This window comes from Proteus sp. G2674, from assembly GCF_009915195.1.
Lineage (GTDB): Bacteria > Pseudomonadota > Gammaproteobacteria > Enterobacterales > Enterobacteriaceae > Proteus > Proteus mirabilis.
On record NZ_JAABLS010000024.1, the window covers coordinates 61,986 to 83,938 of the forward strand.

At 37.5% G+C, this 21,953-nt stretch carries 21 protein-coding genes and 1 tRNA gene; 8 read left to right on the forward strand and 14 right to left on the reverse strand.

Going from position 1 to position 21,953, the window contains the following annotated elements; genetic code table 11:
- Positions 1-45 precede the first annotated feature (45 nt).
- Positions 46-2,913: a hypothetical protein gene (locus tag GWI58_RS11180; protein ID WP_110229272.1), complete on the reverse strand. Its 2,868-nt coding sequence runs from the start codon at positions 2,911-2,913 to the stop codon at positions 46-48.
- A 191-nt stretch (positions 2,914-3,104) separates the two neighbouring features.
- Positions 3,105-4,046, reverse strand: a complete 942-nt coding sequence (gene ghrA / locus GWI58_RS11185; RefSeq protein ID WP_094959135.1) for a glyoxylate/hydroxypyruvate reductase GhrA — start codon at positions 4,044-4,046, stop codon at positions 3,105-3,107.
- Positions 4,047-4,349: 303 nt separating this feature from the next.
- Between ghrA and GWI58_RS11190 the strand changes: the two genes are divergently transcribed.
- Together GWI58_RS11190 and dauA are read left to right on the forward strand one after the other, a co-directional pair.
- A tRNA-Ser gene (locus GWI58_RS11190) sits at positions 4,350-4,437 on the forward strand.
- Positions 4,438-5,000: 563 nt separating this feature from the next.
- Positions 5,001-6,701 (forward strand): C4-dicarboxylic acid transporter DauA, encoded by a 1,701-nt coding sequence (gene dauA, locus GWI58_RS11195; protein ID WP_110229273.1) that lies wholly within the window; start codon positions 5,001-5,003, stop codon positions 6,699-6,701.
- Positions 6,702-6,781: 80 nt separating this feature from the next.
- Here dauA and GWI58_RS11200 read toward each other — a convergent pair whose 3' ends face one another.
- From GWI58_RS11200 to hemA, 8 genes are all read right to left on the reverse strand, one after another.
- Positions 6,782-7,306: a hypothetical protein gene (locus GWI58_RS11200; protein ID WP_004247966.1), complete on the reverse strand. Its 525-nt coding sequence runs from the start codon at positions 7,304-7,306 to the stop codon at positions 6,782-6,784.
- On the reverse strand, positions 7,303-7,581 hold the full coding sequence (locus tag GWI58_RS11205) for a type II toxin-antitoxin system TacA family antitoxin (RefSeq protein ID WP_004247964.1): 279 nt from the start codon (positions 7,579-7,581) through the stop codon (positions 7,303-7,305). Before GWI58_RS11205 ends, GWI58_RS11200 begins: the two co-directional genes overlap by 4 nt.
- A 77-nt stretch (positions 7,582-7,658) precedes the next feature.
- The gene (locus GWI58_RS11210; protein WP_094959134.1) at positions 7,659-8,588 is read right to left on the reverse strand and encodes a TIGR01212 family radical SAM protein; all 930 of its coding nucleotides are present in this window, start codon (positions 8,586-8,588) and stop codon (positions 7,659-7,661) included.
- 7 nt (positions 8,589-8,595) lie between these two features.
- A complete protein-coding gene (gene kdsA, locus GWI58_RS11215) occupies positions 8,596-9,450 on the reverse strand; it encodes a 3-deoxy-8-phosphooctulonate synthase (protein ID WP_004242689.1) in 855 nt (284 codons plus the stop codon).
- Positions 9,451-9,507: 57 nt separating this feature from the next.
- Complete coding sequence (gene sirB1 / locus GWI58_RS11220; protein WP_110229275.1) at positions 9,508-10,323, reverse strand: invasion regulator SirB1; 816 nt, start codon at positions 10,321-10,323, stop codon at positions 9,508-9,510.
- The gene (prmC, locus tag GWI58_RS11225; protein ID WP_110229276.1) at positions 10,301-11,149 is read right to left on the reverse strand and encodes a peptide chain release factor N(5)-glutamine methyltransferase; all 849 of its coding nucleotides are present in this window, start codon (positions 11,147-11,149) and stop codon (positions 10,301-10,303) included. The genes sirB1 and prmC overlap by 23 nt, the downstream gene beginning before the upstream one ends.
- On the reverse strand, positions 11,149-12,231 hold the full coding sequence (gene prfA, locus GWI58_RS11230) for a peptide chain release factor 1 (protein ID WP_004242680.1): 1,083 nt from the start codon (positions 12,229-12,231) through the stop codon (positions 11,149-11,151). The genes prmC and prfA overlap by 1 nt, the downstream gene beginning before the upstream one ends.
- Positions 12,232-12,259: 28 nt before the next feature.
- Entirely contained in the window at positions 12,260-13,522 is a 1,263-nt protein-coding gene (gene hemA, locus GWI58_RS11235; protein WP_110229277.1) for a glutamyl-tRNA reductase, read from the reverse strand.
- Between the two features lie 239 nt (positions 13,523-13,761).
- Between hemA and lolB the strand changes: the two genes are divergently transcribed.
- The 3 genes from lolB (at position 13,762) to prs (ending at position 16,308) form a co-directional block, all read left to right on the forward strand.
- Positions 13,762-14,400: a lipoprotein insertase outer membrane protein LolB gene (lolB, locus tag GWI58_RS11240; protein ID WP_110229278.1), complete on the forward strand. Its 639-nt coding sequence runs from the start codon at positions 13,762-13,764 to the stop codon at positions 14,398-14,400.
- Positions 14,397-15,272, forward strand: a complete 876-nt coding sequence (ispE, locus tag GWI58_RS11245) for a 4-(cytidine 5'-diphospho)-2-C-methyl-D-erythritol kinase (protein WP_004247961.1) — start codon at positions 14,397-14,399, stop codon at positions 15,270-15,272. The genes lolB and ispE overlap by 4 nt, the downstream gene beginning before the upstream one ends.
- 88 nt (positions 15,273-15,360) lie before the next feature.
- A complete protein-coding gene (gene prs / locus GWI58_RS11250) occupies positions 15,361-16,308 on the forward strand; it encodes a ribose-phosphate diphosphokinase (RefSeq protein ID WP_004242665.1) in 948 nt (315 codons plus the stop codon).
- A gap of 237 nt (positions 16,309-16,545) precedes the next feature.
- Here prs and ychH read toward each other — a convergent pair whose 3' ends face one another.
- Positions 16,546-16,824 (reverse strand): stress-induced protein YchH, encoded by a 279-nt coding sequence (gene ychH / locus GWI58_RS11255; protein ID WP_004242663.1) that lies wholly within the window; start codon positions 16,822-16,824, stop codon positions 16,546-16,548.
- A 345-nt stretch (positions 16,825-17,169) separates the two neighbouring features.
- Between ychH and pth the strand changes: the two genes are divergently transcribed.
- The 3 genes from pth to GWI58_RS11270 all read left to right on the forward strand — a co-directional run bounded on the left by pth (position 17,170) and on the right by GWI58_RS11270 (position 20,264).
- Positions 17,170-17,754 (forward strand): aminoacyl-tRNA hydrolase, encoded by a 585-nt coding sequence (gene pth, locus GWI58_RS11260; protein ID WP_004242660.1) that lies wholly within the window; start codon positions 17,170-17,172, stop codon positions 17,752-17,754.
- Between the two features lie 191 nt (positions 17,755-17,945).
- Positions 17,946-19,037: a redox-regulated ATPase YchF gene (gene ychF, locus GWI58_RS11265; RefSeq protein WP_110229280.1), complete on the forward strand. Its 1,092-nt coding sequence runs from the start codon at positions 17,946-17,948 to the stop codon at positions 19,035-19,037.
- Positions 19,038-19,433: 396 nt separating this feature from the next.
- Positions 19,434-20,264 carry an RHS repeat domain-containing protein gene (locus GWI58_RS11270; protein ID WP_094959130.1) on the forward strand — a complete coding sequence of 277 codons (831 nt, stop codon included), beginning with the start codon at positions 19,434-19,436 and terminating at the stop codon, positions 20,262-20,264.
- A gap of 46 nt (positions 20,265-20,310) precedes the next feature.
- Here GWI58_RS11270 and GWI58_RS11275 read toward each other — a convergent pair whose 3' ends face one another.
- Genes GWI58_RS11275 through GWI58_RS11285 form a run of 3 tightly spaced genes read right to left on the reverse strand, consistent with a single transcriptional unit; the run spans position 20,311 to position 21,953 of the window.
- Positions 20,311-20,847, reverse strand: coding sequence for a fimbrial protein (locus GWI58_RS11275; RefSeq protein WP_004242654.1), 537 nt, complete (start codon positions 20,845-20,847; stop codon positions 20,311-20,313).
- A 13-nt stretch (positions 20,848-20,860) separates the two neighbouring features.
- Positions 20,861-21,409 carry a hypothetical protein gene (locus tag GWI58_RS11280; protein ID WP_004242653.1) on the reverse strand — a complete coding sequence of 183 codons (549 nt, stop codon included), beginning with the start codon at positions 21,407-21,409 and terminating at the stop codon, positions 20,861-20,863.
- 10 nt (positions 21,410-21,419) lie between these two features.
- Complete coding sequence (locus GWI58_RS11285; protein ID WP_004251411.1) at positions 21,420-21,953, reverse strand: spore coat protein U domain-containing protein; 534 nt, start codon at positions 21,951-21,953, stop codon at positions 21,420-21,422.

Sequence of the window (21,953 nt, forward strand, 5' to 3'; positions counted from 1 at the left end):
TAAGTTACACATCACCCCAAAATAAAGATAAGAAAAACAAATGGTTTAGTGAAAATAATAATTGGTGGTTATTTTCTCCAATTGCTTTTCATATTTATCATATAAAAAATTAATTTCACCTTTAACTTGGTGATGCATAATAGACTTTTTGCTTTCTAATCGTAAAAAAGCAAGAGGAAATGATTTTGCTTTATCAGCAAGTTCACTTATAGACATCACATCTATTGAATTAAGCTGGTATTCAATATTATTTAACTCTTGTTTCGCGTTATTATAGAAATTATCTAATTTATCTTTTATATCATTGACTGTTAGATTTTCATCTGTTTTCACCTCATTGATAAGCTCTTTCAGTTGAGTTTCAAGCACCGTATAACGCGTTCTCCCCTCACTATTTAGCTGATATTTAGAAATAAAATATGGCGTAAATTTTTCATTCATATTATTTTTTTGCTGTGAAGAAAGTATTTTTTTCTTTTCTGTTAAATCAGCTAAGAATTGTTGTACTCTGTTATTATTGTGTACTAGATCTATTAAGTTATCTATAACATCACTATTGAGAGCAAGATCATTCTCCATCAATTGTGGATTTAGTTTGTTTTTTAATTTCTTATTTGCATCCAACTGCAAATAAACATGATCAAGTTTATTTATGCTTCTTTTAACATCGTATTGAATAGGATATTTATCAAATAGCTTATTTATTTTAAGTACTCTTTTATAAAGTCCTTTTAAGTTATTTTTATGTGCTTCAAAATCTTTTTTATCTTGTTTGATTTTGTCATCATAAATTCTATGTTTAAATAGTGAATTAACTTTTTTTTCTAAAATGACTTCAAAATTTTTCAATGATGTCAATGGATACCAGTGAATGTTATGCGATGCTTTTGTCGCTGAAGGTGTAAATTTTAAATCTCGGTATAATTCAAAACTTCCACTAAAATACTCAACATCAATATTTCTTTCCAACTGTTTTGCTTTAGTCTCTCCATGACCAATAAATTTATTTATATTGTGAATAACATTTATTATTTTTAAAGAGAGATTAGCACCAACCGCATTTCTCGGTAAATTAAATTCTATTTTTTCATTAGCAGAAACTCCCACATCAAAACTGACTTCACTTCTAAGTTCAACACCTAATGACGCGTTTTGTGTTCTATTAAATTCCAGCGTTGCATTATCCTTAAGTTCACTCTCTGTAAGAGATACCCCTTGATTAATAAATTCGACTAAATCTTTTGGTTGAATTTTAAATGAAAAATTAGATTTTTTTTCATAATGATAATCGAGTATCACAGTGGCCATTAACGGTGTTACAAAACCATAATTAAACGCCCCTTCTCTCCATTTTTGTTCATTGTTCATAATCCCAGCAGATAAGCCCGTAGCAATCCCTGCATCCATTTTATTTACAAATGAGAATACAACTTCATCTTGCTTATTTTTTGAAATTGTTAGGGCATGTGTTTTCGCAAAATTAGCTAAAAGAAACGCACTCACACCAATATTTTGAGATAAATGAAATGCACTAATACCAAAGAATGCACGAATATCATTATACTGGCTAATTGTAATGCTCTCTTTATCATTTAATTGTTCTACTAAAGAATAAACAACCTCACCTTGAGATTTACCATTGTTAATTCCAGTAATATATTTATTAAGCAGATGATAATCATGTTTAATCGCCTTTTTTACACCATTTAGAGCATCTGTTTTAATTGTCCTCGGTAATGTAGCAGAATTAACTATAGCTTTTATAGTAGAAAACATCCCCCTAATACCAGGATCAAGACTTTTTGCGATATCTTTTACCATTGCACCATATTTTTTTAATGCATATTGTTGTTTTGCCCTATCAAAGTGAACCCTTGCATTATCAATAGCCGACGAAAAAAAGGGAATATTTTTAGCACTAAAATTACCTATTTTTTGAGTAGAAAATGGCTGTCCTGAATGATAGTTTTTATAATTATTTTCTCCAACCATTGAATAAAAAGATAACGGTGGCTCTTGAGTTAGACGAGTGATTTCATAATGATAATCTTTTAATGCAAAAATATGCAGAGGATCAAAGTAATATATTTTTATTTTATTACCTTTATCAACCACAAGTTGGATTTTATTTAACACCGGTTTTATGGCTAATATTTTATCTTTTGATTTTAATGGCAATTTTATTTGATTTTTTTTACTCTCACCATCTACGACATCCCCTTTAAACATTAGCGTTGGTGGTAAGCCATATGTAAAAAGTTTATTATCTTTTAAAGTTATAGTAATAGGCATCCCTTCTCTATTTATTTTTAATACATTTCCTTCTTCTTTTTCTATAATATTATTAATATTAGATAAATCATGTTTTAAACTATCTTCTATTTCATATTTTTCATATTCAATAATAAAATTAATATTAGTATTATCGGTGGCGTCATCGCTTAAATTATATTCACCTTCAATCTTTTTAAATTTTATTTTATAAAGTTCATTATTATTTCCTGAACTATCTCTCTTACTCCCAATTAAAAAACCATTATAATCGACATATAGTTCTTTAAATTTTATATCATCACCATGTTGAGAGTTGATATGAAATACATTATATTTAAAACCTCCATTAAAGTACTTTTGAATTAATCCGGTAAATAAATCATATGTTTTCCCTTTTATTAACATTAAAGTTCCATCATCATCAAGGGTAATTCCCATATTATTAAGTAGTGGACTATTTGTTGATCCAAGATAAACATAATTATTGGCATTATTTAAGCTAAACTGTTTAATATTTTTATTTTTATTATATACAGCAGGGGTATTAGACACATCAGAAATATAATCTGTTGATTTATAATTATTAAAAACACCAACCTCTGTTAACTTATTAACATATGTCATTATTTTATCAATCATAAACACCTCAACATTTCAAGCAGATGAGGTATCATCGATAAGACATATTATAAGAGATATCTTTTATAGCCTATTTTTTATTACATTATCTAAAATTTAGAAAAAGTTTTTTTTTTGAAAATTTAGGCAAAAAAAATAGACAATAAAATAAAATTTATTGTCTATTTATATATATATTATATCTATATTATTTAATAGCCACTTTTCATATCCACAACACCAAAAGGTGTTTCGCCCTTTTCAATACGTTGAATATTTTCAACAATTGTATCCATTGCAATATCTGGAATAGTAAAAGCAGCAATATGCGGTGTAATAGAGATACGAGGATGAGTCCAAAACGGATGCATACCCGGTAATGGCTCTTGGCTAAATACATCTAAAGAGGCATCAGCAATATAACCTTGATCGATAGCTTCTAGCAGATCTTGATCAACAAGATGTGCTCCCCTTGCCAAATTAATTAAATAAGAAGAAGGTTTAAGCTGTTCAAAAAGCGAGAAATTTAAAATACCATGAGTTTGTGGTGTATAAGGTAATAGATTGATTAACAACTGACACTCTTTAACAAAATCGCTCAGTTGCTCGTTACCATAAAAACTCTCTACCTGATTAATTTGCTTTTTACTACGACTCCAGCAACGCACGTTAAAGCCTAGTTCAGCAAGCTTAGTCGCTACGCTTGCGCCTAATGCACCTGCACCCAAAACACCAATAATAAAATTATCATAAGTATGTGCGGGGAGTTGTTTCCATAAGCGTTGTGATTGTTGACGTTTATAATCATCCATACGGCGAAAATAATACATCACTTTAGCAATGGCATACTCTTGCATTTGCAAACCCATACCCGTGTCTTCTAAGCGCATTACCGGAACCCCAGCGGGTAATGTGCCTGGTTTTTGTTGCTCTTGCTTTAAAATGGCATCAACACCCGCACCAAGTGCAAAAATACCTTTTAATTGGTTACGGCTTGCTAACATTTCATAGGGAGGAAGCCAGACCATTGCATAATCAGCAGGCTTATCATCACCATGCTCCCAAACACGAATATGCGCGTCAGGAAGTCGTGCTTTCATTCCACTTATCCATGTATTTGCATCAAAAAAAGGATGATAAAAAATAATATTCATTTTTGCCTTCCTCCAGCATTTTTACCATAGGGTGCGAGGGTTATGCTTTTATTTCAAGTCTGTTTGAAAAAGTTGTTAAGAAAAATGTTGATAATGTTAACCAGCTAACGAAATTTAGCTAAAAAATGGATGTTACATCTCAAAAGAGATCACATTATTTGCTTAAGCCTTGTTCATATTGTTTTTTATTTGACTGGTTGGCACAAAAGTTAAGGAAAAAACGCATTTAGCTGTTGACGCTTATCACTCTTTTCCCTATAGTAGCGCCCCGTTGAGCATGAATGCCATGTTTAACCACAATACGGTGAGATGTCCGAGAGGCTGAAGGAGCACGCCTGGAAAGTGTGTATACGGCAACGTATCGAGGGTTCGAATCCCTCTCTCACCGCCATCTTCTAAGAAAGCGCCTAGTTAAAAAACTAGGCGTTTTTTTTTTGTCTTGCTGTCCTTAATCTATACAGCTACAAAGTTCTGCTTGCTACCAGTACTAAAATTGTAATAATAAATTTATTGTGATTGTTTTTATATACGTTGCTATTAACCGATTCTAGATACTTAATTAGTCTATTTAATAAAAATGCTCTTTTTCATATACACTAATTAGCTTTATTTATAGAATTGTTTTTTCCTTTATTTTATAAAATACTTTTTAGCTATTTTTATGCATTACTATTTTTAATGACAATTATTCTAAAATAAAACGCTTTATATAATTTATAGAATAACGTCAAACTTCTTTTTCATGAAAGTAACAGAATAAATACAATACGTTACATAACGTTATCTCTTTTGCTTAAGTTTTTCAATTAATTGCTTTAATTTTCGCTAAGTATTAAGATAGTGTTTAATAATTTGATATATCACATTATTATTAGCAAATAAAAGCGATATCCTTTCTGCTCTTTTTTATCGCCTTTATTCGGCATTTGACTTCTTATTTTGGTTTAAGCCTAAATGAAAACGCATAAAGTTAACCGGGTTCGCCCCTTTAGTGCATTTATTGATGCATGTGTAAAAGAGCCTTACTCTTTTGCCCGTTTATTAAAAGATATTATTGCAGGGATCACCGTCGGCATTATCGCAATACCACTGGCAATGGCATTGGCTATTGGTAGCGGTGTTCCCCCGCAATACGGTCTTTATACCGCAGCTATTGCCGGTATTATTATCGCTGTAACAGGTGGCTCTCGCTACAGTGTTTCAGGGCCTACTGCCGCCTTTGTGGTGATACTTTATCCTGTTTCACAACAATTTGGTTTAAGTGGGCTATTAATTGCCACTTTGATGTCTGGGATTATTTTAGTGGTTATGGGGTTAGCTCGTTTTGGTAAGCTCATTGAATATATTCCCGTTTCTGTCACATTAGGATTTACTTCGGGGATTGCCATCACTATCGCCACCATGCAAATCAAAGATTTCTTTGGCTTAGAAATGTCGCATGTCCCAGAAACCTATATTGATAAAGTGATTGCTCTAGGTGCCGCTCTACCGACAATCCATCTTGGAGATACATTAATAGGCGTAACCACTCTCTTAGTATTAATTTATTGGCCTAAATTGAATTTACGCCTTCCCGGCCATTTACCAGCATTAATTGCCGGTACAGCTGTTATGGGGATAGTTAATTTATTTGGCCATGATGTTGCCACCATTGGTTCACAATTTAGCTATCTATTGCCTGATGGTTCAACAGGACAAGGCATTCCGCCGATCCTGCCACAATTTGTGCTACCGTGGAATTTACCCAGTAGTGGTGAGTCTATTGCATTAAATTGGAGCTCGGTCAGTGCGTTATTACCCGCCGCTTTTTCAATGGCAATGTTAGGTGCGATTGAATCACTCCTCTGTGCTGTGGTGCTTGATGGTATGACGGGGAAAAAACATCACTCTAATGGTGAGTTAGTCGGTCAAGGTATTGGTAATATTGTAGCGCCTTTCTTTGGTGGGATCACCGCAACTGCGGCTATTGCCCGCTCAGCGGCAAACGTACGTGCCGGTGCAACGTCCCCTGTATCTGCGATTGTGCACTCTTTATTAGTTTTAGTAACTTTACTGGTTTTAGCACCTTTTCTCTCTTATTTACCATTAGCAGCAATGTCTGCATTGTTATTAATTGTTGCATGGAATATGAGTGAAGCTCGTAAAGTTATCGATCTTATTCGTCATGCACCAAAAGACGATATTATCGTTTTAGTATTATGTTTATCGCTTACCGTGCTGTTTGATATGGTTATTGCGATCACTATCGGCATTGTATTAGCCTCTTTATTATTTATGCGTCGTATTGCTAATATGACGAAAATAACAGAATCAACTTATACTGATGATGATAAACAATTATTAGTTGTGCGTGTTAATGGTCCGCTATTCTTTGCTGCCGCCGAGCGTATTTTTAATGAATTACGTGAACGTAGTAAAGGATATAAAACTCTTATTATGCAATGGGATGCAGTACCTGTATTAGATGCTGGGGGATTACATGCTTTCCAACACTTTGTGGCGGATGTGCAACATGATACTCATATTATTGTTTGTGATATTCCCTTCCAGCCATTAAAGACATTAGCAAGAGCACGAGTAACGCCAATTGATGGCACACTTAATTTTTATCCTTCGCTACAAAAAGCGCTGGATGATATGGAATTAATTCAGTAGTTTTTTAATTATTAATTATAAAAATCTTTAAGCCCTTAATTTACACTATTTAATTAAGGGCTTAATTATTAAGTTATTATTTATATTTTATTTGCCATTGAAAGTGCAGTATAAATGGTTTTAAAGGAAATTAATAAAGAAAGAGGGGTATCTAATAATGGTATTGCCCCGTAGCTAATATACCAATTAGCGACTCGTTCATTTTTAGCATCTATAAGTAAAGCAACGCCTCCCAATTCACTAGCAACGGAAAGACAACGCCTTCCTGCTGCAAGCAATAATTGCCCACCCAAACCTTTTCCTTGAACGGATAGATCCGTAGCTAGTCGTGCAAGTTTAAAAACAGGGATATCATGACGCGCTAAGCCATGTTTGATCAATTCGGGCGTTCTTTCGAACTCAATAGAAGCAGGACATAAGCTGTAATAACCTAATATAATATTATTACTATTATTGATAGCTAAATATGTTTTCGCACTACCATTCTCATGATTTTGTCTTGCATGGCGATACAGAAATTGGTTTAGTACTGCATCGCCACAATTAAATCCATTTCTATTATGTTTTTTACTGATCGCTTCTTCGTGCCAATTTGGTATTGTCATGCATTGTCCGGTAGAGCAAAAGCCGCTGCAAGTAGTTTAGCATTAGGCTTTGGTGGATTATCTAAAAGTTCCATAACACGTAATGTGTCTTTTTCTGATAATTTTAAACGCTCATTATTTTCAATAACTTGCCGAGCTACAGGTACAATATTACGAAGTACAAACTCTGTTAAGTTTGTATTTTCCAAACTAGCAGCACGAACCAGCAGTGATTTATCTTCTGTAGTGATACGAATTGACACTCGTTCACTGTTTTCTACTAGTGCTTGAGCCATAGCAACCTCCTTTGTACAGCTTCAAAGCGTACAGTATGATTAAAAAAGTTACAAGTGATTTTATGTTGAGTGGATAATTATTTACAATTAGCCACAAAAGGCTTATTTATCCCACTACCTTGTACGCCTTTTTCTAATAAGTATTGATAGAGTGCATTCATACCCAACCAGTGATTTTCACACCATTCAGGGGCTAATAAAGTAGGTTTTCTGGCACTGGCACAAACACGATGATAAACAACTTCTGCAGGAGTATGACGGATTATTTCACCAGCAGTATAAACATATTGTTGTTGTGTTAATGCACTAATACGCCCTGCTTTCCATGCTTTGGCTATCGTACTCCCCTCAACTATGTGTAAAGGGTGTAATTTTAGTCCATCAACACCGGTTTCTACTACCTGCTCTAAGGTTTGCATATTTAACTGATGATCTTCACGAGGTAAACCGATAATAAGATGCGTACACACCTTTAAACCTCGGCGACGCGCTTCTTTTGTGGTTGCTTGATAACATTGAAAATCATGACCACGATTAATATGCTTTAATGTCTTATTATGTGCAGTTTGTAATCCTAACTCTAACCATACTTCATAACCTTGTTCGCAATAGCCTTGCAGTAGATCTAACACACTGACGGGCACACAATCAGGGCGTGTTCCCACACATAATCCAACCATATTGGCTTGTAATAATGCACTTTCATACATTTTTCGTAGATGTTCTACTTCTGCATAGGTACTAGTATAGGCTTGAAAATAAGCTAAATAACGGCGAGCACGGGTAATATGCTTAGCTTGGTAGGCGATTTGCTCTTCAATAGAGTGATATTGCGTTTGCTCATCAGCAAAAGAAGAGACATTGCAAAATGTACACCCTCCTCGTCCTAATGTGCCATCTCGATTAGGACAACTAAAACCACCATGAAGGGTTATTTTGTGGATTTTTTCATGATAACGGCGCTGGAGATCAGCGCCGAACATATTCACTACAGTGTGTAGTTGCATAACAAGTTTATTTACTGGTATCTAACTCAGGGAAGCTTTTTACCAGAGAGTCAATCGCTTTAATTTGAGCTAAGAAAGGTTCTAATTTAGCTAATGGTAAAGCTGATGGACCATCACAGCGGGCATGATCAGGATCGGGATGAGCTTCAAGAAATAACCCTGCCAGACCCACAGCCATACCTGCACGAGCTAACTCAGCGACTTGTCCACGACGACCACCAGAAGCCGCACCGAATGGATCACGGCATTGTAGTGAGTGGGTAACATCAAAAATCACTGGAGCCCCTTCTGAGGCTTGCATCATGACATGAAAACCTAGCATATCGACCACTAAATTATCGTAACCAAAATTACTACCACGATCACATAAAATCACTTGGTCGTTACCGCCTTCTTTAAATTTCTCGACGATATTTCCCATTTGACCAGGGCTAACAAACTGTGGCTTTTTCACGTTAATTACCGCACCGGTTTTGGCCATTGCCTCAACCAAATCGGTTTGACGCGCTAAGAATGCCGGTAGCTGAATAACATCAACGACTTCAGATACAGGCTGAGCTTGTGAAGGTTCATGAACATCCGTGATAATTTTTACCCCAAAAGTCTCTTTTAGCTCTTGGAAAATTTTCATTCCTTCATCAAGACCCGGTCCACGATAAGAGTGGATAGATGAGCGGTTTGCTTTATCAAAAGAGGCCTTAAATACATAAGGAATATCTAATTTTTGAGTAACCGTAACGTAATGCTCACAAATACGCATGGCTAAATCGCGCGATTCCAATACATTCATGCCACCAAAGAGCACAAAGGGTAGATTATTTGCTACCTTGATATCACCAATACTCACCACTTTATGTTGCATATCTATTCCTATCTTATTTTGCCATGTACCGTTATATACCCAGTACGGGATTAAATTTTAATGTAAAACAACAGGATGCTGTTCTATTGAATGAATTTGAATTTTAATCATCTCTGAAATGGGATCTTCCGGACACTGTTCAACAAAATAGTTAAGATCAGACAATGCCACATGATTACACTCTAATTGAGCATAAATCAGCCCACGATCACGTATTTCATAGGGATCTTCTGGATCAAACAATAACACCGTTTCACTGGTCTTAAGTGCCTGCTCCATCTTCTTTTCTTCCATTAAAGAGACTTTGAGTGTATCTAATAACTTGCGAATAATAGAACTGTGTTCTGACTCTTCTAGATCGGATGCTGATAGCTCAGATGTACTGCCTACATTACCTTTTAGCCAAACGTCTAAAGTATGACGAGAAAGATATTCACCATTAATGGGATTTAAGAAAAGTGGTTTTTCATCCGGAATATCTATTCTGATAATTAACTGTGTAGGAAAAATAACTGGCGCTAACGGTAAATTTATTGCCTGTGCGATATAAATTAAAATGGAACCTAATGACACAGGTGAACCAATATGAGTGGCCAATACTTTATCTAACCATAACGTATCAGAAAGACAATATTTGCCACTTGCACCACTGAAATGCCATTGTTTATAAAATAGCTTCAGCAGTGCATCAATTCTCTCTTGTATACTGGCTTGCTGGGGAATTTCCGCTTCTGCTTGCTCCACCAGCTGTGCCAATTGATAGCCAACTGAAGTGACCGGAAAATCTGGGCGAATTGCCTGAGAGATAAGGATCATACCCTTAACCAAAGGGGCTTTGTTAAATTCGTAATCAGCTATGGTTTCTATCATCATTCCAACGACCTACTGTCACTCGCTCATTACCGCCGTAATCACGGAAAGTTTCCACGCAGCAGTAACCCTTATCAATAAAAATATTACGTACTCTTTCACCTTGCTGCCAACCATGCTCTATTAATACCCAACCGTTATTAGCTAAAAACTGACGGGCATTTGTAATAATAAGCTCAATATCAGCAAAACCATGATCTGCCGCGACCAATGCGGTTAATGGCTCAAAGCGAACGTCTCCTTGATAAAGATGTTCATCTTCTTCATCAATATAAGGAGGATTGCTGATTATCATATCAAATTGATAACCAGAGAGTGAACTAAACCAGCAACTTTCCATAAATTCTACGTTGCTAAGTGCCAAATGTTGTGCATTTTCTATCGCTAATGCTACCGCTTCTGGTTGAAAATCAACACCCAGGACACGACTGTCAGAACGTTCCGAAGCTATCGCTAAGGCAATAGCCCCTGTCCCCGTACCTAAATCTAAAATTCGGCTTGCTTGTACAGAGAGTTTCTCTAATGCTTTTTCAACTAGACATTCGGTATCAGGCCGAGGGATAAGTGTTGCAGGAGAGACTTTTAAAGGTAGTGACCAAAATTCTCTCTCTCCTACTAAATAAGCGATAGGCTCGCCCTTTATACGTCGAGCAAGGAGGGATGACAATTGCACTAGTTCATCTTCTAAAAGTACAGTTTCACTAAAAGCAATCAAATAAGTACGAGCACGTTTTGTTACGTGCCCTAATAGAATTTCTGCGTCCCGCTTTGGGCTGTCACTATCAATTAATTGCAAGGCTGCTTGATGCAGCCATTGTTTATAATTCATTAATCTTGCTCAGATAAAGCGGATAGCTGATCGGCTTGATATTCAGTGACAATAGGTTGAATAAGTGCATCTAGTTTACCTTCCATCACCTCATCTAACCGGTAAAGAGTAAGGTTGATGCGATGATCCGTCACGCGACCTTGTGGGAAATTATAAGTTCTAATACGATCAGAACGATCTCCTGAACCTAATAAGTTACGGCGTTCAGATGCTTCGGCTTCTTGACGTTTTTGTACTTCGGCAGCACGAATACGCGCACCTAATACTGACATTGCTTTCGCTTTGTTTTTATGTTGAGAACGCTCATCCTGACACTCTACCACAATGCCCGTCGGGATATGCGTAATACGGATGGCCGAATCCGTGGTATTTACGTGCTGACCACCCGCCCCTGATGAGCGAAAAGTATCAATACGTAAATCACTTGGGCTAATTTCGGGTAATTCCGCTTCTGGCACTTCAGGCAATACCGCAACAGTACAAGCAGAAGTATGAATGCGTCCTTGAGATTCTGTTTCAGGCACGCGTTGTACACGATGTCCGCCTGATTCAAATTTCAGTACCCCATAAGCACCATCACCAATGACTTTGGCAATGATCTCTTTATAACCGCCATGTTCGCCTTCGTTTGCATTCATCACTTCAATACGCCAACGACGTGCTTCGGCATAACGGCTATACATACGGAACAGGTCACCGGCGAAAAGTGCGGCTTCATCCCCCCCTGTTCCGGCACGAATTTCAAGGAAACAGTTGAACTCATCATCAGGATCTTTAGGTAATAACAGTACTTGAAGTTGCTGTTCTAGCTCCTCATTGACGCTTTGTGCTTCTTTTAGCTCTTCTTGAGCCATCTCTTTCATTTCAGGATCATCAAGCATCATTTCTGCCGCTTCCATATCATCTTGCACTTTTCGCCATTGACGATAACAAGATGTGACATCCGTTAATTGAGCATACTCTTTTGAAAGCGCACGAAAACGCTCCTGAGAGGCAATAACATCAGCTTCTGCTAGAAGTGCTTGAATTTCTTCATAACGCTCTTGTAGAGCTTCCAACTTAGCGACAATAGAAGGCTTCATTCGTAGATTAAGATCCTGTTAGATAAAGTTAATTATGGGTAATACCCAAACTTTCACGTAAGAGATTCAGGCGTTCAATATCACCATCACTGGCAGCCTGTTGAAGAGATTTGGTTGGTGTATGAATAAGGCGATTCATCAACTGATGAGAAAGCTGTTGGATCACTTTTTCTGCATCAGCGCCATTTTGTATCAATGTAATCGCTTTTTCTGCCATTTCTGCACGTAACATTTCTGCACTATCGCGATATTCTCTAATCGCCCCGACAGCACCTTGAGCACGTAACCAATCCATAAATTGGCCACTCTCTTGTTGCACGATATGTTCAGCTTCAATGGCTGCGGCTTGGCGCTGTTCACGGTTATGCTGAATGATAGCTTCTAAATCATCAACACTATAAAGATAAACGTTACTCAGTTTTTCAATATCTTGTTCAATATCACGAGGCACAGCAATATCAACGAGTAGCATTGGTTGATTACGACGTTTCTTTAACGCCCTTTCTACCATGCCTTTGCCAATAATAGGCAACGGACTTGCTGTTGAACTGATCACAATATCCGCTTGAGAAAGTGACTCATCAATATCAGATAAAGTGATAACCTCAGCGTCAACTTCATTCGCTAAACGTTGCGCTCGCTCTTTGGTGCGATTAGCAATAATGATTTTTTTGACTTGATGTTCACGTAAGTGACGCGCCACTAATTCAATCGTTTCACCCGCACCGACCAATAAGATAGTCAATGATGATAATGACTCAAAGATTTGGCGCGCTAAAGTACAGGCAGCAAAAGCGACAGAAACAGCATTAGCACCAATTTGGGTCTCTGTTCTCACTCTTTTCGCAACTGAAAAGGATTTCTGAAACAGACGTTCCAGCTCTGAAGAGAGCGAGTGATAGTTTTGAGAATCGGCAAACGCTTTTTTGACTTGCCCTAAAATTTGCGGTTCACCTAATACCAAGGAATCTAAACCACTAGCAACGCGCATCAGGTGGCTCACTGCCTGATTATCTTGATGCCAATAAACACTATTTTTAAGCTCATGAGGCTCAATTTGGTGATACTGACATAACCAACTGATCAGTTGTTCATGGCTATTTTCTTTATCTTCTAGACTCAGATAAAGCTCAGTACGGTTACAAGTAGACAGCACTACACCACCTCTTACAGCAGGTTGCTGTAACAAGTTATTTAAGGCGTCACCCATGGTATCAGGAGAAAAAGAGACTTTCTCACGTAACGCTACGGGGGCTGTTTTGTGATTAATACCTAATGCTAATAACGTCATATCTTATAATTGAGTTATGAATAAATACCGACTCGCGACTTGACTTAGTATAAACCTAAAACAGCGCATTTAGTATGGACTCTTCATTGCCGCCATTCTACTTGATGAACTCTTTCAATAAAAGTGCTTACTTGTATGATAGGCAAATTCAATCGACTATTTAACGAAATATCGTTATATCTTCGCGTTTATGATACGCTTTTTTGCAACAAAGAACGAATGTAAGGAATATCTCAGCTATGCGCTCACGCATTTTTCCAACCAAATCACTTTTGCGTCTCCTTCCGCTAGCTGCGCTGCTACTAAGTGCATGTAATTTAAATAATATACAAACACAAGGTTCAGCGTCAGATAACGATGTTCAATGGCAATCGCGTCAACAAGCATTAAATAAGATTTCACAATATGAAACACGTGGCGCCTTCGCTTACATTGAAGGCACCTATAAAACTTACGCACGTTTCTATTGGCAAGATAAAGATACCGATCGCTATCGCTTACTTTTAACCAATCCATTGGGGACGACAGAGCTAGACTTAAATGTGATGCCTGGTGTGATTGAAGTGACTGATAATGGTGGTAAAAAGTATTATAGTGACAATCCAACTGAAATGATTTATCAGCTCACCGGCATGGTGATCCCTTTAAAAAATTTACGCGCTTGGTTAATTGGTTTACCGGGTGATGCCACGGATTTTGAACTCGATGCAAATCATCTTTTAAAATCGGTTACATGGCCAACCCTAGAAGGTGATTGGGTGGTAACCTACCAATCCTATGACACCGCAATAACACCGAACTTGCCACAGCGCCTTGAATTAAAACAAGGTGAACGTACGATAAAATTAAAAATGGATAACTGGGATATACAGCAATGACACTAAGTTGGCCCTCTCCTGCCAAATTAAATCTTTTTCTCTACATTACCGGGAAACGCCCCGATGGTTACCATAATCTACAAACCTTATTTCAATTTTTAGATTATGGCGATACGCTGACTTTTACACCCCGTAATGATACTCAGTTAACCATCTTAACCCCCGTCGAAGGGGTTGCAGATGAAGATAATCTGATTATTAAAGCAGCCAAATTATTACGTCAATACTGCCATCAGCACCATATTCCCCTACGCTATCAAGGGGCAGATATTAGTATTGATAAAAAACTGCCTATGGGAGGAGGTTTAGGGGGAGGCTCTTCCAATGCTGCGACAACACTGATAGCCCTTAATTACCATTGGCAAGCAGGCCTAAGCGATGAAACATTAGCCACACTCGGCGTGACGTTAGGCGCAGATGTGCCGGTATTTGTTAAAGGGCATGCCGCTTTTGCTGAGGGTGTTGGTGAAATATTAACCCCAGCATCACCCAAAGAGTGTTGGTATTTAGTTGCTCACCCCGGAATTTCTATCCCAACCCCGACAATCTTCACAGATCCAGAATTAAAACGTAATTCGCCTATTCGCTCTCTGGGCGCATTATTACAGGCTCCGTTTGCAAATGACTGTGAAATGATCGCAAGAAAACGTTTTCGTGAGGTTGAATATCTGCTTTCGTGGCTGTTAGAATATGCACCGTCACGCTTAACTGGGACAGGTGCTTGTGTATTCGGTGAGTTTGAATCGCAAGAGGCCGCTAGTGAAGTGTTAATTAACGCCCCTGAGTGGGTGCACGGATTTGTGGCGCAAGGCGTTAACATTTCCCCTGTGCATTTATTCCGCTCAAGGATACCTGTGTTATTGCACCCGTAACTATGATGTTTACAAACCCTATGTTGATAAACACGTTCTTTACAGGTCAACAATATCTCTCTCTGGACGCAAGCCTGAGGTTTTTCTCGTGCCCGATATGAAGCTTTTTGCTGGTAACGCAACCCCGGAACTGGCTCAACGTGTTGCCAATCGACTCTATACTAGCTTAGGAGACGCTGCTGTAGGTCGTTTTAGCGACGGTGAAGTCAGTGTGCAAATCAACGAAAACGTACGTGGTGGTGATGTTTTTATCATTCAATCAACCTGCGCACCAACTAATGATAACTTAATGGAATTAGTGGTCATGGTTGATGCATTACGTCGAGCTTCCGCTGGTCGTATCACTGCTGTTATTCCTTACTTCGGCTATGCCCGTCAGGATCGCCGTGTTCGTTCAGCCCGTGTTCCTATCACGGCTAAAGTTGTTGCGGATTTCTTATCTAGTGTAGGCGTAGACCGTGTTTTAACCTGCGACTTACATGCAGAACAAATCCAAGGGTTCTTTGATGTACCGGTTGACAATGTCTTCGGCAGCCCGATCCTTTTAGAAGATATGCTTCAAAAAGAATTGGACAACCCTATTGTTGTTTCTCCAGATATTGGCGGTGTTGTTCGCGCTCGTGCTATCGCTAAACTTCTGAATGATACTGATATGGCAATTATTGATAAACGTCGCCCTCGTGCTAACGTTTCTCAAGTTATGCATATTATCGGTGACGTTGCTAATCGCGACTGTATCCTTGTTGACGATATGATCGATACAGGTGGTACATTATGTAAAGCAGCAGAAGCGCTGAAAGAACGTGGTGCTAAACGTGTATTTGCTTACGCGACTCACCCTATTTTCTCTGGTAATGCTGTTGAGAACATCAGAAGCTCTGTTATTGATGAAGTGGTTGTCTGCGATACAATTCCATTGTCAGCAGAAATCAAAGCATTAAATAAAGTCCGCTCATTGACCTTGTCTGGTATGTTGGCTGAAGCCATTCGTCGTATCAGTAATGAAGAGTCAATTTCTGCGATGTTCGAACATTAATTTGTCGATTTAATATCGTACTTTGAGATAATTAAACCCGCTATAGCCTATGTTATAGCGGGTTTTTTGTTATCTTTTTAAGATAAAATATTTAGACAATAAAAAACCCGCGATCACTTTATCAGCGGGTCTTTAGATATGTATTATCTGCATATTAACGACAATGAGTTACTTATTATCTATTCTTACTTTATTATGAATTATGATTTTATCTATATTTTATTGATGCCCACACTGTTATGGATAACGATGATTATCATGGCGACGATAACGTTCGTCATGATTACGCAACCACCAATATCTTTCTGCAACGGTTTCTCTACCACCAATACGAGCCCCTGCTAACCAAACAAGTGCACCAATAAAGATCCCCATTAGCGAAGCATCAGATAAAATATCAGGTAGTCCTAATGGAAAAATATGGCTAAGAAGATTATAACCAAGACTACCGAGCATAAGCACCATACCGATAGCCATCAATAAATTGCCAACGGCAAAAGCATGTTTATATTTCATGTTGCACCTCCAAGCGCGTCGTCAGACGATTCAACACCAAAATACATCGAATAACCTTTTATTCATTGTAGTTATTATAGCCATAAAGACTAAAAAGGTATTGTCGCAGTGATCACATGCTCTGAAAATTATTGACAATTCTTTGCAAAAAATGTGTTTTATTGCTTTTATAAATCATTTATCGGTGCTAATACGCCTGTTTCGCTCTTTTTGCCCTATCAAATAATAAGTATTCTCTCCTAGAAAGATTTCAACAAAATAATCATGACAATCTATTTTGTGCTTCTTGACAGAGAAAGGTAAACTAGATGCTTTCTTTTAAGACGATAACAGTGAAAGGCAATTGTGAGTAAAATTAAACTTATCGTCGGGTTAGCCAACCCCGGTGCTGATTATGCCCAGACTCGCCATAATGCGGGTGCTTGGTATGTTGATTTATTGGCTCAACGTCATCAACAATCTCTAAAAGAAGAGAGCAAATTCTTCGGTTATACCGCTCGTATTAATTTAAATGGTAATGATGTTCGTTTATTAGTCCCTACCACTTTTATGAATTTAAGTGGTAAAGCGGTATTAGCGATGGCAAATTTTTATCGTATTCAACCCGATGAAATATTGGTTGCACATGATGAACTGGATTTACCACCAGGTGTGGTAAAAATGAAATTGGGTGGCGGTAATGGTGGCCATAACGGACTAAAAGATATTCAGAGTAAATTTAGCAATAACCCCAATTTTTATCGATTACGTATTGGGATTGGTCATCCCGGTGATAAAAACAAAGTGGTCGGTTTTGTGTTAGGTAAACCACCAACAAGTGAGCAAAAACTTATTGATGATGCAATTGATGAAGCCCTTGCTTGTACAGATATTCTGATGCGTGATGGTTACGAAAAAGCTATTAATCGTTTACATAGCTTTAAAGCTTAACCCCTATCAATAAAGCTATTAGTGTATCAAATAAGTTAACTGGGCAATGCCATGCCCTTTTCTTTTGCGCAATTAATCCCTGATGATTTAATCAAACAGGGATTTGTTCTATAATAGCGCCAATTTTTTTAACAGCACACAACAGGAGCTCCCCTTTTCCTGTTGTTTTTTATGTGACAAGGTGAACGTTTATGGGATTTAAATGTGGTATCGTCGGTCTGCCTAACGTAGGGAAATCTACACTGTTTAATGCCTTAACTAAGGCAGGTATTGAGGCAGCCAACTTCCCATTCTGTACTATTGAGCCAAATACAGGTGTTGTACCCATGCCTGATCCTCGCTTAGATAAGTTAGCAGAAATTGTAAAACCACAACGAGTGTTACCTACAACAATGGAGTTTGTTGATATTGCAGGTTTGGTTAAAGGCGCATCTAAAGGTGAAGGCTTAGGTAACCAATTCCTTACCAATATCCGCGAAACTGAAGCTATCGGCCATGTCGTGCGTTGTTTTGAAAATGACAATATTGTGCATGTGGCGGGTAAAGTCGATCCTGCAGAAGATATTGAAACTATTAATACCGAATTAGCGCTTTCTGATTTAGATACCTGTGAACGAGCAATGCATCGTAATCAGAAAAAAGCCAAAGGTGGTGATAAAGTTGCTAAAGCAGAGATGGAAGTTTTAGAGAAATGTTTACCGCACTTAGAAAAAGCCGGTATGTTGCGTGCATTAGATTTAAGTGATGAAGAAAAAGCGATTATCCGTTATTTAAGCTTTTTAACCCTGAAACCAACCATGTATATTGCCAACGTCAATGAAGATGGTTTCGAAAATAATCCTTATCTTGATACGGTACGTAAAATCGCTGAAGCCGAAGGCTCTGTTGTTGTTCCTGTTTGTGCTGCTATCGAAGCAGATATTGCAGAGCTAGACGATGAAGAGCGCGAAGAGTTTATGCAAGATTTAGGCATCGAAGAGCCGGGCTTAAACCGTGTTATCCGTGCAGGTTATGCGTTACTCAATTTACAAACTTACTTTACCGCTGGTGTAAAAGAAGTCCGTGCTTGGACAATCCCTGTAGGTGCAACTGCCCCACAAGCTGCAGGTAAGATCCATACTGACTTTGAAAAAGGTTTTATCCGCGCCCAAACCATCTCATATAATGACTTTATCACTTATGGTGGTGAACAAGGTGCGAAAGAAGCAGGTAAAATGCGCGCAGAAGGTAAAGATTATATCGTGCAAGATGGCGATGTGATGAACTTCTTGTTTAATGTGTAATAAATAGCTTTATCATTATTTAGTATTATTCGGTTTTCTTCACGTTTAAATACTAACAAAAGCAGCATAAACTCTACGAGACTTATCGAAAGTTTATGCTGTTTTATTTTATAAAAAATAACTTTAATATAATTTAATATCTAATTTATGCATTAAATTTGCACCCCACTCATTTAATGAGTTTTTACTTAAAAATAAAATAGATTATATATTGATAATCAAAAAATAATAAAATGCGTATATTTCAATAAAAACAATTTATTACATTTTAATCATTATAATTTCCCATTAAATAGTTTCATTGCAATTTTTTACAACGAAAATGCCCAATTAATACGTGTTGAGCAACAGACAGATCACCCTTATCGCCAATTTGGGTGGACTGATGCCGGTGTTATGGTGTGGCATAGCGATAAATATGGCTTACGCAGTGAATACCACTGGGCACTTTCAGAAGATAATCTTTGGCGAGTGATTGAAAACAAAACCAGCGAAGGCGAAAGCTATCGTCTTGAATATGATGATATCAACCTCACACGAACCGCTTATTGGCACGATGGTTCAACCTCATTTTGGCAACTTAATCATGATCACCAAATTATTCATTATACCGATCGTACAGGCATTAAAACGGCGCTAATTTGGGATGAGTTTGGATTACCTTGCGGTTGTCGCAATGCGTTGGGTCATACACATATTAGTGAATGGGACGCATTGGGCCGACTACTCAGCATAACGGATGGTAATGGTAACCAAACGCGTTGGCAATATCAGAATGAACGCGAGCGCCTTATCACTGTATTTTGGCCGGATAACACAGAGTCGCGTTTAGCGTATGACAGTTTGGGGCGACTGATTAAGGAAATATCTCCCCTTCATCAGATCACCGAATACCGCTATGACTTTAAAACCACATTGTGCCCCACTATACGCATTGATGCCAAGCAAGGACGCAGTGAGTTTCTCTGGAACAAACGTGGGCAATTACTGCGCCATACTGATTGCTCAGGCAAACAACATATTTGGTGTTATGATGACGAAGGCCGTGTTGTTTCTCAAACTAACGCCTTGCAGGAAGCCACCGAGTACCAGTACGATGAGGTGGGACACCTCACACGCATCATATTGCCCGATAATTCTACCGTGCAACTGGCATGGATGCCGCAGGATTACTTACTCATCATCAACGCAATGATAATATTACAGCAATTGCTCTGTAATATATAAAGGAAACATAATATGGCGTTCCCTTTTTGAATAAGATTAAAATAAATTACTTATATAATGCATTAATAATTATGCTACTTTTTAGTGAACCTTTTTCAACAATTTGAGATTGAGCATATGGTTTTGCAAAAAAACTAATATCAAATTGATTATTAAGATCTGCACTAAAACTTTTATTCACTCCAGATAGATTTATTGGGCTTGAGTCTGCCCATGATAAATAAATTCCTACACCAGATAAATTGGTTTTAAGTTCACCACCAATACCATTATTTAATGCACCTTGGCTACCAGGCTTAACTTTGATATCAATATGCTCAGGTTTAAAACCACTTTTTTGGCAATCAACAATAAACTGTGTTTTTACGGCTGGTTGATTACCAGCTAATAAATTACTTTCGTTGATAACATCAAAATCTACTATTTTATTAAATCCTTTTCCATTATTAATATCACAAGTGATTCTAACTACATCCAAAGAAATTGTTAATTGAGCATCAGGTAAGATTTCATCTGATAAACTTGGTTGAGGAAAATTACTTAAACAAGTAATAATAAAATACATATATATTTTTTTATTCATACAAAAACTCATATCAGATATATTTTATTTTGATAGTTATATGGGTATTTCCATTACCCAAATGAACGGACTTTCCTCCTAATGGAAGTACAACTGGTTTTATTTTAAGTTTAACTTTCATCAATGAAGCATCCGTTTTTTTAAAAAAAAGTGCCTTCCCCATTGGTACCCCTTCACCAATAGCACCTATTTGTTCATCTTCCCACGACACAAAATAGCCAAGTGTGGTATTTTTTGAACCAATATAACCCACACTACCCATGGTTAAATGAGGATTAGCAGGTTCAAAAAGTATTGTAACTCTTTGTGGCTTAATTGTGCCCGTACAATCCAAAAAGAGTGTTGAGTGCCCTTCAACTTCACCCGATAAAATAGTCGCTGTATCAACTGCTCCAAAAGTAACATTGTCAACAGTAGCGGGTAAGCATGTGGCTATTTTTACATTCATACTAAATTGCGATTGAACAGCACCGCCAATGATTGAGGTTGCATTTAACTCAGAGCCATAACAACTTCTTGTGATAAAGATTAACAGGCTGGTAAGCAATATAGATTTGCACATAGTCCCTCAACTAATTGAAAGTTAGTTTAATGTTTAACGCCGTATTTGCTGCACCAGGAGAAACAGTCTCCCCAAGAGCAACAGGTTTAACTTTGATTGGAATAGTAAAACTTTCTTGCGTTGGCTTGTTTGTTGGGGTAATTGTACTGCCATTAATAGTAATTGCTGTATCCACAGGTTTAACGGTCGAATCTCCCCACTTAAGTTGATAACCCACCGTTGAATTTAATTTAGTATTAATAATGCCATTTGCTACATCTTTAACACCATCAGCCGCCGTAAATGCTAATGTGTAATTAGTCATTTTTGTATCGCATACAATAGCCAATGATATTACCTTCTCTGCGACAGCTCCTTTTTTAATATCACCCGCGCTTTGGTCACCAAATGTCACATCACCAACCGTTGTACTGCAAGAGGCTTTCACTGTCATACTTAAATTTGAAGTGACTGTTCCACCAGTAACATTAGAGGTGAAACTTGTTGCTCCAACATAAATAGGAAATAAAATAACGCTAAACATAAAACAAGATTTTTTTACCAT